The organism is Pseudomonas sp. MF08831, from assembly GCF_059862645.1.
The window spans coordinates 329820-343313 of the sequence record NZ_JCBCUX010000001.1 but is presented as its reverse complement, the minus strand read 5'-3'; the positions used below and the strand labels follow the sequence as shown (position 1 = coordinate 343313).

10 protein-coding genes are annotated in these 13494 nt (G+C 61.0%); 8 read left to right on the top strand and 2 right to left on the bottom strand.

The genetic code is table 11. The features are described from left to right. Positions 1 to 77: 77 nt before the first annotated feature. Both AC19YS_RS01590 and arcD (AC19YS_RS01585) read right to left on the bottom strand, forming a co-directional pair. Positions 78 to 941 (bottom strand): DNA-3-methyladenine glycosylase family protein, encoded by an 864-nt coding sequence (locus AC19YS_RS01590; RefSeq protein ID WP_500600730.1) that lies wholly within the window; start codon positions 939 to 941, stop codon positions 78 to 80. Beyond that, positions 938 to 2365, bottom strand: a complete 1428-nt coding sequence (arcD, locus tag AC19YS_RS01585; RefSeq protein WP_179609703.1) for an arginine-ornithine antiporter — start codon at positions 2363 to 2365, stop codon at positions 938 to 940. The genes AC19YS_RS01590 and arcD (AC19YS_RS01585) overlap by 4 nt, the downstream gene beginning before the upstream one ends. A 445-nt stretch (positions 2366 to 2810) precedes the next feature. Between arcD (AC19YS_RS01585) and arcD (AC19YS_RS01580) the strand changes: the two genes are divergently transcribed. From arcD (AC19YS_RS01580) to gcvP, 8 genes are all read left to right on the top strand, one after another. Beyond that, positions 2811 to 4238 carry an arginine-ornithine antiporter gene (arcD, locus tag AC19YS_RS01580; protein ID WP_106578406.1) on the top strand — a complete coding sequence of 476 codons (1428 nt, stop codon included), beginning with the start codon at positions 2811 to 2813 and terminating at the stop codon, positions 4236 to 4238. 24 nt (positions 4239 to 4262) lie between these two features. Continuing rightward, a complete protein-coding gene (arcA, locus tag AC19YS_RS01575) occupies positions 4263 to 5519 on the top strand; it encodes an arginine deiminase (RefSeq protein ID WP_106578405.1) in 1257 nt (418 codons plus the stop codon). 69 nt (positions 5520 to 5588) lie between these two features. Next, positions 5589 to 6599 carry an ornithine carbamoyltransferase gene (locus tag AC19YS_RS01570; RefSeq protein WP_071484378.1) on the top strand — a complete coding sequence of 337 codons (1011 nt, stop codon included), beginning with the start codon at positions 5589 to 5591 and terminating at the stop codon, positions 6597 to 6599. Between the two features lie 198 nt (positions 6600 to 6797). After that, positions 6798 to 7727: a carbamate kinase gene (gene arcC / locus AC19YS_RS01565; protein WP_106578404.1), complete on the top strand. Its 930-nt coding sequence runs from the start codon at positions 6798 to 6800 to the stop codon at positions 7725 to 7727. 18 nt (positions 7728 to 7745) lie between these two features. Beyond that, positions 7746 to 8108: a DUF5064 family protein gene (locus AC19YS_RS01560; RefSeq protein ID WP_119737150.1), complete on the top strand. Its 363-nt coding sequence runs from the start codon at positions 7746 to 7748 to the stop codon at positions 8106 to 8108. 184 nt (positions 8109 to 8292) lie between these two features. After that, positions 8293 to 9801 (top strand): transcriptional regulator GcsR, encoded by a 1509-nt coding sequence (gcsR, locus tag AC19YS_RS01555; protein ID WP_500600727.1) that lies wholly within the window; start codon positions 8293 to 8295, stop codon positions 9799 to 9801. Positions 9802 to 10212: 411 nt separating this feature from the next. Continuing rightward, positions 10213 to 10596: a glycine cleavage system protein GcvH gene (gene gcvH / locus AC19YS_RS01550; protein ID WP_145165334.1), complete on the top strand. Its 384-nt coding sequence runs from the start codon at positions 10213 to 10215 to the stop codon at positions 10594 to 10596. Between the two features lie 10 nt (positions 10597 to 10606). Continuing rightward, the gene (gene gcvP / locus AC19YS_RS01545; RefSeq protein ID WP_500600726.1) at positions 10607 to 13447 is read left to right on the top strand and encodes an aminomethyl-transferring glycine dehydrogenase; all 2841 of its coding nucleotides are present in this window, start codon (positions 10607 to 10609) and stop codon (positions 13445 to 13447) included. Positions 13448 to 13494 lie beyond the last annotated feature (47 nt).

The following is a 13494-nucleotide window of genomic DNA, read 5'->3' as shown; positions in this document are numbered from 1 at the left end:
TTTACCGAGTACATCCTTTGAAATGCGGTCAACCTGTGGGAGCGGGCTTGCCCGCGAAGAGGCCCTAACAGACGCCATCAATCCGCCCGTTGCAGCGACGCCCACAAATGCTGCGCCGCATACGCCCTCAACGGCCGCCACGCCTCAGCCCGCACCAATAACTGGCGCGCCGAAACCGGCCCGCCTTCCAATGCCGCCAATGCATTGATCAACCCAACATCCCCCGACGCAAACGCATCCGGCTCACGCATTTGACGCATGGCGATGTACTGCGCGGTCCAGTCACCAATCCCCGGCAAGGCCACCAGCCGGGCCACGCCGTCGTTGAGACTGGCTTTGGGCTCAAACAACTGCGGGTCATCCAGCAACGCCTGAGCCACACCGGACATCGTGCGGCCCCGCGCTTTGGGCATGCCCAACGTCGCCAGATCCGCCTGCGCCAACACCTGCGGCGTCGGGAACAGATGGGTGATACCCGCGTGTGGGGTTGCCAGTGGCTGGCCATACTGCGCGACCAGCTTGCCCGCCAGGCGAATGGCTGCCACCACCGTGATCTGCTGGCCCAATACTGCGCGAATCGCCAGTTCCAGACCGTCCCACGCGCCCGGCACGCGAAGGCCCGGACGCGCCGCCACCAGTTGCGCCATCAACGGGTCGGCGGCCAATTGCGCGTTGATCAACCCGGGCTGGGCGTCCAGGTCGAACATGGCTCTCAAACGCCGCTCGACCTCAGCAAGCGCCGCCGCGTCAGAAACCTCGACGCCTAATTCCAACCAATCGCCCGCGCCCGACTCAACGCTGATCCAGCCGTGGCAACCGTCAACATGGATGCTGCGCCGATACACACCCGCCTCGACACTTTCCAGCCCAGTGATCGCACGCAGGGACAAAAAGCCCAGCATCGCCGCCCAGTCATAGGGTGGCTGATACGCGAGTCTCACAACGACAATACCCCGCCATACAAGCCATATGCCGCCAACCCCGCGCCGGCGACAACGCAGCTGAAAATGCCTTTTTCCACAGGGGTGAACAAGGGCTGGCCCTGCTCGCGCTTGGCCAGGGCGAACAGAATCACACCGGGCGCATACAGCAGCGCCGACAGCAGCAGGTATTTCAAGCCGCCGGCATAAAGCAGCCACACGGCATACGCCAGGGCAATCAGGCCCACCAGCAAATCTTGCATGCGCTGGCGGCGGGCGCCTTCGTAGGTTTCGCCACGCGCACTCAACAGCACCGCATAGGCCGCCGACCACAGGTACGGCACCAGAATCATCGAAGACGCCAGGTAGATCAGTGTGGTGTAGGTGCTGTGGGAAAACAGCGTGATCACCAGAAAGATCTGGATCATCACATTGGTCAGCCACAGCGCGTTGACCGGCACCTGGTTGGCGTTTTCCTTTTTCAGGAAGGCCGGCATGGTCTTGTCATGGGCAGTGGCATACAGAATTTCCGCGCACAGCAGCGCCCAGGACAGCAAGGCGCCAAGCAAGGACACGGCCAGGCCAATGCTGATCGCCATCGCGCCCCAAGGGCCGACGATATGTTCCAGCACGCCCGCCAGGGACGGGTTTTGCAGCTGCGCCAATTCCGGCTGGCTCATGATTCCCAAGGACAACACATTCACCAGCACCAGCAGCGCCAGGACCCCAAGAAACCCGATCACCGTGGCCCGGCCGACGTCCGAACGCTTCTCGGCCCGCGCCGAATACACGCTGGCGCCTTCGATGCCGATGAACACAAACACGGTGACCAGCATCATGTTGCGCACTTGATCAACCACGCTGCCGACTTGCGGGTTGCCCAGGCCCCATATGTCACGGGTGAAGATATCCGCCTTGAACGCCACACCGGCGATCACGATAAACATCAGCAGCGGCACGATCTTCGCCACGGTGGTGATCTGGTTGATGAACGCTGCCTCCTTGATCCCGCGCATCACCAGAAAATGCACGGCCCACAACAACAGCGAGGCGCAGGCGATGGCGATCGGCGTGTTGCCCTGGCCGAACACCGGGAAAAAGTAGCCGAGGGTGCTGAACAGCAACACGAAGTAACCGACATTGCCCATCCAGGCGCTGATCCAGTAACCCCAGGCCGACGAAAACCCCATGTAGTCGCCAAAACCGGCCTTGGCGTAGGCATACACCCCGGAGTCCAGTTCGGGCTTGCGGTTGGCCAGGGTCTGAAACACGAAGGCCAACGTCAGCATGCCCACGGCGGTGATCGCCCAGCCGATCAATATGGCGCCCACTTCAGCGCGTGCAGCCATGTTCTGCGGCAAGGAGAAGATCCCCCCGCCAATCATTGAGCCCACCACCAGGGCGATCAGCGCACTGAGTTTGAGTTTTTGGGCCGGTTGGGACATGGACACTCCTGAATAACTAACAATTGAGCTGACGACCGTGCACTCAACTAATTAGTTCAGCGAGTGTAGCGTTTATTAAAGACAGCGATAAAACCGTCAAGCTCATAACGTAATGGCATGACAGTTTATATAGTTTAGGTTTATTTAGAATTTAAATAGGCAGGCACTTTGCCAGCTTCCGGCTATTTGGCAGCCCGTCCCGAAAAAGTTTGCACATTCAGCAAAAGGGGCTAGCTTCAAAAGTCCACATAAACGCACTAAATGATTAATCACAACGCAGAGCCGCTCTGGGACGCGACTTTGCGAGGAACACTATTGCCCAGGGTTATTACCCCTAAGTCATTAATTCACAATGGAATGTGCCAATGAAGTGATCTGAGTCAGCTGTTTGATTAGCGCACGGAATTATTCTGTGGTCTCACTTCTCCTGCATTGGAGTCACGCAATGTCTGAATCTCCCGGAAAACTTCGATTAGGCGCGCTGGTTGCGCTGGTCGTGGGCTCAATGATTGGTGGCGGGATCTTCTCACTGCCGCAAAACATGGCCGCCAGCGCCGATGTGGGTGCGGTGTTGATTGGGTGGGTGATTACCGCCATCGGCATGCTGACCCTCGCCTTCGTGTTCCAGACCCTGGCCAACCGCAAACCCGACCTCGACGGCGGCGTGTACGCCTACGCCAAGGCCGGTTTCGGCGACTACATGGGCTTCTCGTCAGCCTGGGGTTACTGGATCAGCGCCTGGCTGGGCAACGTCGGTTACTTCGTGTTGCTGTTCAGCACCCTCGGTTACTTCTTTCCGATCTTTGGCGAAGGCAACACCCCGGCAGCGGTGATTGGCGCGTCGGTGTTGCTGTGGGCCGTGCACTTTCTGGTACTGCGCGGGATCAAGGAAGCGGCGTTCATCAACCTGGTGACCACCGTCGCCAAGGTCGTGCCGCTGGTGCTGTTCGTGTTGATCGCACTGTTCGCGTTCAAGCTGGACATCTTCACCGCTGACATCTGGGGCGTTAAAAACCCGGACCTGGGCAGTGTGATGAACCAGGTGCGCAACATGATGCTGGTCACCGTGTGGGTGTTCATCGGCATCGAAGGCGCGAGCATCTTCTCGTCGCGGGCGGAAAAACGCAGCGACGTGGGCAAGGCCACGGTGATTGGCTTTATCACCGTGCTGCTGTTCCTGATGCTGGTGAACGTGCTGTCTTTGGGGATCATGACTCAGCCGGAACTGGCCAAGTTGCAGAACCCGTCGATGGCCGCCGTGCTGGAGCATGTGGTCGGTCATTGGGGCGCAGTGCTGATCAGCGTCGGCTTGATCATTTCCTTGCTGGGCGCGCTGCTGTCGTGGGTGCTGTTGTGTGCGGAGATCATGTTCGCCGCCGCCAAGGACCACACCATGCCGGAGTTCCTGCGTAAGGAGAACGCCAACCACGTGCCGGCCAACGCCCTGTGGCTGACCAACGCCATGGTGCAGATTTTCCTGGTGATCACGCTGTTTTCCGCCAGCACCTACCTGTCGCTGATCTACCTCGCCACCTCGATGATCCTGGTGCCTTACCTGTGGTCGGCCGCTTATGCGTTGCTACTGGCGGTGCGCGGCGAGACCTACGAAAACGCCCTGCGCGAACGCAAGAAAGACCTGTTCATCGGCGCCATCGCGTTGATCTACGCGGTCTGGCTGCTCTACGCCGGCGGCGTGAAATACCTGCTGCTGTCCGCCCTGCTGTATGCACCTGGCGTAATCCTGTTCGCCAAAGCCAAGCATGAATTGGGCAAACCGATTTTCACCAACGTCGAGAAGCTGATTTTCGCCGCCGTCGTCATTGGCGCCCTGGTGGCTGCCTATGGCCTCTACGACGGCTTCTTGACTCTGTAAGTGTTTTCTACTGGAGGATCTGTAATGACCACGGAAAAAGTGAAGTACGGCGTACATTCCGAAGCCGGCAAACTGCGCAAAGTCATGGTGTGCTCCCCAGGTTTGGCCCACCAGCGGCTGACCCCCAACAACTGCGATGAACTGCTGTTCGATGACGTGCTGTGGGTGGCCCAGGCCAAGCGCGACCACTTCGACTTCGTCACCAAGATGCGCGAGCGGGATATCGATGTGCTGGAAATGCACAACCTGCTGACCGACATCGTTGCCATCCCCGAAGCGCTGGACTGGATTCTGGAGCGCAAGATCACCCCAAACACCGTGGGCCTTGGCCTGGTCGATGAAGTCAGTTCCTGGCTGCGCAGCCTTGAGCCGCGCAAAATCAGCGAGTTCCTGATCGGTGGCGTGTCGGCCGAGGACCTGCCGAGCAGCTTCGGTGGCAAGACCATCGAGATGTTCCGCGACTTCCTCGGCCACGCAAGCTTCATTCTGCCGCCGCTGCCCAACACCCAGTTCACCCGCGACACCACCTGCTGGATCTACGGCGGCGTGACGCTGAACCCGATGTACTGGCCGGCGCGACGCCAGGAAACCCTGCTGGCCTCGGCCATCTACAAATTCCACCCCGAGTTCACTAACGCAGACTTCCAGATCTGGTACGGCGACCCCGACCAGGAGCATGGGGCCGCCACGCTGGAAGGCGGCGACGTCATGCCGATTGGCAATGGCGTGGTGTTGATCGGCATGGGCGAGCGCTCTTCTCACCAGGCCATTGGCCAACTGGCGCGCAACCTGTTCAAAAACAAAGCCGTGGAACGCGTGATCGTTGCCGGCCTGCCCAAATCCCGCGCGGCGATGCACCTGGACACCGTGTTCAGCTTCTGCGACCGCGACCTGGTCACCGTCTTCCCGGAAGTGGTCAACCAGATCATCCCCTTCACCCTGCGCCCGGATGAAAGCAAGCCCCACGGCATCGATATCCAGCGGGAGAAAACCAACTTCCTCGAAACCGTGGCCGCAGCACTCAACCTCAAAGCGCTGCGCGTGGTCGAGACCGGCGGCAACAGCTTCGCCGCCGAGCGCGAGCAGTGGGACGACGGCAACAACGTGGTGGCCGTGGAGCCTGGCGTGGTGATCGGCTACGACCGCAACACCTACACCAACACCCTGCTGCGCAAGGCCGGCGTGGAAGTCATCACCATCAGCGCCGGTGAACTCGGTCGCGGCCGTGGCGGCGGCCACTGCATGACCTGCCCGATCATCCGCGACCCAATCGACTACTAACTTTTAAACCTTGGCCGCCGCTCATGAGGCGCCGGCCAAGGGGATAACCTAAACAGAAGGAGATCCACCATGGCTTTTAATATGCGCAACCGCAGCCTGCTCTCGCTGATGCACCACACCACCCGCGAGCTGCACTACCTGCTGGACCTGTCCCGCGACCTCAAGCGCGCCAAATACACCGGCACCGAGCGTCCACACCTGAAGGGCAAAAACATCGCGCTGATCTTCGAAAAAACCTCGACCCGCACCCGTTGCGCGTTCGAAGTGGCGGCCCACGACCAGGGCGCCCACGTCACCTACATCGACCCGGTGTCATCGCAGATCGGCCACAAAGAAAGCATGAAAGACACCGCCCGCGTATTGGGCCGGATGTTCGATGCCATCGAGTACCGTGGCTTTGAACAGGAAATCGTCGAAGAGCTGGCCAAGTTCGCCGGTGTGCCGGTGTTCAACGGCCTGACCGCCGAATTCCACCCCACCCAAATGATCGCCGACACCCTGACCATGCGCGAACACAGCGACAAGCCGCTGCATGACATCAGCTACGCCTACCTCGGCGATGCGCGTTACAACATGGGCAATTCGCTGCTGATGATCGGCGCCAAGCTGGGCATGGACGTGCGCATCGGCGCGCCGAAAGCCCTGTGGCCACACGAGGATTTCATCAAGCAGTGCCAGGCGTTTGCCGAAGAGAGCGGCGCGCGCATCACCATCACTGAAGACCCGAAAGAAGCGGTCAAAGGCGTGGACTTCATCCACACCGATATCTGGGTGTCGATGGGCGAGCCAGTGGAAGCGTGGGACGAGCGTATCGAGCAACTGCTGCCGTACCAGGTCAACGCCAAAATGATGAAGGCCTCGGGCAACCCACGCGTGAAGTTCATGCACTGCCTGCCGGCGTTTCATAACAGCGAAACCAAGGTGGGCAAGGACATAGCCGCGCGTTACCCGAACCTGGCCAATGGTGTGGAAGTGACCGAAGAGGTGTTCGAGTCGCCGGCCAACATCGCCTTTGAGCAAGCGGAAAACCGCATGCACACCATCAAGGCGATTCTGGTGTCGGCGCTGGCGGATATCTAACCCAACACCGCTCCCACTGTTGGAACGCAGTCAATGTGGGAGTGCTTCTGTGGGAGCTGGCTTGCCTGCGATGCAGACGCCTCGTTATTTCAGATGTACCGAGGTGATGCCATCGCGGGCAAGCCCGGCTCCCACATAAGCCCTCTCCCACATTGGGTCCTGTGTTCGCAACCTAGAACTTTCAGAAGGACATTCTTTATGCGTATCGTCGTTGCACTGGGCGGTAACGCCCTGCTCCGCCGTGGTGAACCCATGACCGCGGATAACCAACGCGCCAACATCCGAATCGCCACCGAACAGATCGCCAAGATCCACCCCGGCAACGAGTTGGTGATCGCCCACGGCAATGGCCCGCAAGTCGGCCTGCTGTCGTTGCAGGCGGCGGCCTATACCAGCGTGTCGCCCTACCCGCTGGACGTGCTGGGCGCCGAAACCGAAGGCATGATCGGCTACATCATCGAACAGGAATTGGGCAACCTGCTGGACTTCGAAGTGCCGTTCGCAACCTTGCTGACCCAGGTGGAAGTGGACGCCAACGACCCGGCCTTCAAAAACCCGACCAAACCCATCGGCCCGGTATACGCCAAAGCCGAAGCCGAGAAACTCGCCGCCGAAAAAGGCTGGGCCATCGCCCCGGACGGCGATAAGTATCGTCGTGTGGTTGCCAGCCCACGCCCCAAACGCATCTTTGAAATCCGCCCGATCAAGTGGCTGCTGGAAAAAAGCGCCATCGTGATCTGCGCCGGTGGCGGCGGCATCCCGACCATGTACGGCGAGGACGGCAAGCTGCGCGGCATTGAAGCGGTGATCGACAAAGACCTGTGCTCATCCCTGCTTGCCGCGCAACTGGACGCCGATTTGCTGGTGATCGCCACCGACGTTAATGCGGCGTTTATCGACTTCGGCAAGCCGACCCAGAAAGCCATCGGCCAGGCCCACCCCGACGACATGGAAAAACTCGGCTTCGCCGCCGGCTCCATGGGCCCCAAGGTACAAGCCGCCTGCGAGTTCGCCCGCCAGACTGGAAAAACCGCCGTCATCGGTTCACTCTCGGACATCGAAGCCATCGTCCAGGGCAGTGCCGGTACACGCATCAGCACGGCAAAACCTGGCATCACCTATCTGTGAAGTAAAGGAGATACGCCTATGGCCACCTTTGAACCCGGTCACTTGCACGTCGAACGTCACGCGCTCAACAAGGATGACTACAGCTACAACCTGTGCATCGACTACGAGGTCAGCCAGGACCCAAAGGAAGGCAAGGGAATGCTCTTCAAGCTGCACGGTTCGGTGCAGGGCAAGGACCTCAAGGAGGAATTCTTTTTGCCCAAGGACCAGGCCTTTGATTTTGCGCGCCATGCGATGAACATCGCGCAGAAATATGGCATGCCCAAGATCGCGACGCTTAACGGCCAGATGCACAAGCAGTACGACTTGATGTTTGAGGACGTACGGCATCAGCTGGATGTGAAGCCCGGGGATCCGGTCAAGCCCGAGCACTTGGGATAACACGTTCGCACTGACACAACACCCTCCATGTGGGAGCGGGCTTGCTCGCGAATGCGGTCTTTCAGTCAATGAATCAAGCGACTGGCACACCGCATTCGCGAGCAAGCCCGCTCCCACATTTTGATCTCCCTCAGCGCCAAGGCATACTTGCCGCCTCACGCTCCCCAGAATCGTTAACCGCCCCATGCGTATCCACGTCAGCTTCATCGACCGCGTCGGCATTACCCAGGAAGTCCTGGCCCTGCTCGGTGGGCGCAATCTCAACCTGGATGCGGTGGAGATGGTGCCGCCCAACGTCTACATCGATGCGCCGACGCTAAGCGCCGAGGTACTCGAAGAACTGCGCGACGCGCTGTTCAGCGTGCACGGTGTACAGGCGGTCACGGTGGTGGACATCCTTCCCGGCCAACGCCGCCACCTGCAACTCGACGCCCTGCTGGCCGCCATGACCGACCCGGTGCTGGCGCTGGACAGTGCCGGCAAGATCCTGCTGGCCAACCCGGCGCTGATCGCCCTGTACGGCCGCGAGCCGGCGGGGGAAAGCATCAGCGAGCTGTTCAACGACGCGGCGCTGCTGGAGACCTTGCTGGAACACGGCTTTCGCCTGCCGCTGCGCGAAATCAGCGTCAACGGCCAGACTTTTTTGCTGGACGCCACGCCGATCACCGACGCCGGCGCCCTGCTGACGCTGTACCAGCCCAACCGCATCGGCGAGCAACTGTCGGCGCTGCACCATGACCATGCCGAAGGCTTTGATGCGTTGTTGGGCGAGTCACCAGTGATCCGCACCCTCAAGGCGCGTGCGCAGCGCGTCGCCGCACTCGATGCGCCGCTGTTGATCCAAGGCGAAACCGGCACCGGTAAAGAGCTGGTCGCGCGGGCCTGTCACGCCATCAGCGCGCGCCACAGTGCGCCGTTTCTGGCCTTGAACTGCGCGGCGCTGCCGGAAAACCTCGCCGAGAGTGAACTGTTCGGCTACGCCCCCGGCGCCTTTACCGGCGCGCAGCGCGGCGGCAAGCCGGGGCTGATGGAGCTGGCCAACCAAGGCACGGTTTTTCTGGATGAAATCGGCGAGATGTCACCGTACCTGCAGGCCAAGCTGCTGCGTTTTCTCAACGACGGCAGCTTCCGGCGCGTCGGCGGCGACCGCGAAGTAAAGGTCAATGTGCGCATCCTCAGCGCCACCCACCGCGAGCTGGAAAAGATGGTCAGCGAAGGCACCTTTCGTGAAGACCTGTTCTACCGCCTCAATGTGCTCAACGTCGAAGTGCCGCCGTTGCGCGAGCGCGGCCAGGACATCTTGCTGCTCGCCCGCTACTTCATGCAGCAGGCCTGCGCGCAGATCCAGCGCCCGGTGTGCCGCCTGGCGCCGGGCACCTATCCGGCGCTGTTGGGAAACCGCTGGCCGGGCAACGTTCGGCAGCTGCAAAACGTGATCTTCCGCGCCGCCGCGATTTGCGAAAGCAGTTTGGTGGACATCGGCGACCTGGACATCGCCGGCACGTCGGTGGCGCGCCAAAGCGACGGTGAAGTCGACAGCCTCGAACAAGCAGTGGAAGACTTCGAGCGCAGCCTGCTGGAAAAGCTCTACGCCAGTTACCCCTCGACCCGCCAACTGGCGAGCCGCCTGCAGACTTCGCACACCGCGATTGCCCACCGCCTGCGCAAGTACGGCATCCCAAACAAGCCCTGACTGAGTAAACACGGTTCAAATGTGGGAGCTGGCTTGCCTGCGATAGCGGTGGGTCAGCCAACGCCTAAGTGACTGATAGACCGCTATCGCAGGCAAGCCAGCTCCCACAGGGATTGCATGACTCACCCAATTGGGTCTGAGAACGACATCCAGTGTACTGAAAGCGCTACAGCGTAACGATATCGCTACAACCCTGTTTTTTGCGCGCCATGCAAGGCTTTGATCCACATAGGCTTTTTTTCAGCGGCCCAGCTGTAGCGAAATCGCTACAGGCCAATCTTTCCAACTCTTCACCGATTTTATTAAGCCGTTGATTTATAATGAATTAATAACATTGGCCGCGATATTGCTAAGTAACTCCTCATTATTCCAATCCCGTCCACCAGACGAATCTGGCCCCGAGGAGTTTCCATGAGCGAGTTGCGTTTCACTGAAGATCACGAATGGCTGCGCGCCGAAGCCGATGGCAGCGTCACCGTGGGCATCACCGCTTTCGCGCAAAACGCGCTGGGTGATGTGGTTTTCGTGCAACTGCCGGAGTTGCAGGCCTACGCCAAGGGCGCAGAAGCCTCCACCGTTGAGTCGGTCAAGGCAGCGAGCGGCGTGTACATGCCGCTGGACGGCGAAGTCCTCGACGTAAACGACAAACTCAGCGACAGCCCGGAACTGGTCAACGAAGACCCGATGGGCGAAGGCTGGTTCTTCCGCTTTAAACCCGCCGATGCCGACGCAGTGGCTAAGCTGTTGGATCAGGATGCGTACGACCGCCTGATCAAAGCCAACGCCCAAGCCTGAGGAGCGCGCCATGACGATCAATCTCAGCACCGCCAACGAATTCATCGCCCGTCATATCGGCCCACGCCAGGAAGACGAGCAGCAAATGCTCGCAAAGCTGGGCTTTGACTCGCTCCAAGCCCTGAGCGCCAGCGTGATCCCGGAAAGCATCAAGGGCACCAGCGTGCTCGGCCTGGAAGACGGCTTGAGCGAAGCTCAGGCCCTGGCCAAGATCAAGGCCATCGCCAGCCAGAACCAACTGTTCAAGACCTACATCGGCCAGGGCTACTACAACTGCCACACGCCGTCGCCGATCCTGCGCAACCTGCTGGAAAACCCGGCCTGGTACACCGCCTACACCCCGTACCAACCCGAGATTTCCCAAGGCCGCCTGGAAGCGCTGCTGAACTTCCAGACCCTGATCAGCGACCTCACCGGCCTGCCGATCGCCAACGCGTCCTTGCTCGACGAAGCCACCGCCGCCGCCGAAGCCATGACCTTCTGCAAGCGCCTGAGCAAGAACAAGGGCAGCAACGCCTTCTTCGCCTCGATCCACAGCCACCCGCAAACCCTCGACGTGCTGCGCACCCGTGCCGAGCCGCTGGGCATCGACGTGGTCGTGGGCGACGAGCGTGAACTGACCGACGTCAGCGCATTCTTCGGCGCCCTGCTGCAATACCCGGCCAGCAACGGTGACGTGTTTGATTACCGTGAACTGACCGAGCGCTTCCACGCTGCCAATGCCTTGGTCGCGGTCGCCGCCGACCTGCTGGCCCTGACCCTGCTGACCCCGCCGGGTGAGTTCGGTGCCGACGTGGCCATCGGCAGCGCGCAACGCTTCGGCGTACCGCTGGGCTTTGGTGGCCCGCACGCGGCGTATTTCTCCACCAAGGATGCGTTCAAGCGCGATATGCCGGGCCGTCTGGTCGGCGTGTCCGTCGACCGTTTCGGCAAGCCGGCCCTGCGCCTGGCCATGCAGACCCGCGAGCAACATATCCGCCGCGAGAAGGCCACCAGTAACATCTGTACCGCGCAAGTACTGCTCGCCAACATCGCCAGCATGTACGCCGTGTACCACGGCCCCAAAGGCCTGACCCAGATCGCCAACCGCATTCATCACCTGACCGCGATTCTCGCCAAAGGCCTGAGCGCGCTGGGCCTGAAGGTTGAGCAAACACACTTCTTCGACACCCTGACCCTCAACACCGGCGCCAACACCGCGGCCCTGCACGACAAGGCGCGCGCCCAGCGCATCAACCTGCGTGTGGTGGATGCTGAGCGCCTGGGCCTGTCGGTTGACGAAACCACCACCCAGGCGGATATCGAAGCCTTGTGGTCGATCTTCGCGGACGGCAAAGCCCTGCCGGAATTCGACGCCAACGTTCAAAGCACCCTGCCGGCCGCGCTGCTGCGCCAGTCGCCGATCCTCAGCCACCCGGTGTTCAACCGTTATCACTCCGAAACCGAGCTGATGCGCTACCTGCGCAAGCTGGCCGACAAGGACCTGGCGCTGGACCGCACCATGATCCCGCTGGGCTCGTGCACCATGAAGCTCAACGCCGCCAGCGAAATGATCCCGGTGACCTGGGCCGAGTTCGGTGCGCTGCACCCATTCGCCCCGGCCGAGCAAAGCGCTGGCTACCTGCAACTGACGTCCGAGCTGGAAGCCATGCTGTGCGCGGCCACCGGTTACGACGCCATCTCGCTGCAGCCGAACGCCGGTTCCCAGGGCGAGTACGCCGGCCTGCTGGCGATTCGTGCCTATCACCAGAGCCGTGGCGAAGCGCGCCGCGACATCTGCCTGATCCCGTCGTCGGCCCACGGCACCAACCCCGCGACCGCCAACATGGCCGGTATGCGCGTGGTCGTGACCGCCTGCGATGCACGCGGTAACGTCGACATCGAAGACCTGCGCGCCAAGGCCATCGAGCACCGCGAGCACCTCGCCGCGCTGATGATCACCTACCCGTCCACCCACGGCGTGTTCGAAGAAGGCATCCGCGAAATCTGCGCGATCATTCACGACAACGGCGGCCAGGTGTACATCGACGGCGCCAACATGAACGCCATGGTCGGCCTGTGCGCACCGGGCAAGTTCGGCGGCGACGTGTCCCACCTGAACCTGCATAAAACCTTCTGCATCCCGCACGGCGGTGGCGGCCCGGGTGTTGGCCCGATTGGCGTCAAATCGCACCTGACCCCGTTCCTGCCAGGCCACGCGGCCATGGAACGCAAGGAAGGCGCGGTGTGCGCGGCGCCATTTGGTAGCGCGAGCATCCTGCCGATCACCTGGATGTACATCAGCATGATGGGCGGCGCGGGCCTCAAGCGCGCGTCCCAACTGGCGATCCTGAATGCCAACTACATTTCCCGTCGTCTCGAAGAGCACTACCCGGTGCTCTACACCGGCAGCAATGGCCTGGTGGCGCACGAGTGCATCCTGGACCTGCGCCCGTTGAAAGACAGCAGCGGCATCAGCGTGGATGACGTGGCCAAGCGCCTGATCGATTTTGGTTTCCATGCGCCGACCATGTCGTTCCCGGTGGCCGGCACGTTGATGATCGAGCCGACCGAAAGTGAATCCAAGGAAGAACTGGACCGCTTCTGTGACGCGATGATTGCCATCCGCGAAGAAATCCGCGCGGTGGAAAACGGCACGCTGGACAAGGACGACAACCCGCTGAAAAACGCGCCGCACACTGCCGCTGAAATCGTCGGCGAATGGAGCCACCCGTACAGCCGTGAACAAGCGGTGTACCCGGTTGCGTCGTTGATTGAGGGCAAGTACTGGCCGCCGGTTGGCCGGGTCGACAACGTGTTTGGCGACCGCAATCTGGTGTGTGCGTGCCCGTCGATCGAAAGCTACGCCTGATCTGACTGGAGGAACACGGTCAAAAATGTGGGAGCGGGCTTGCTCGC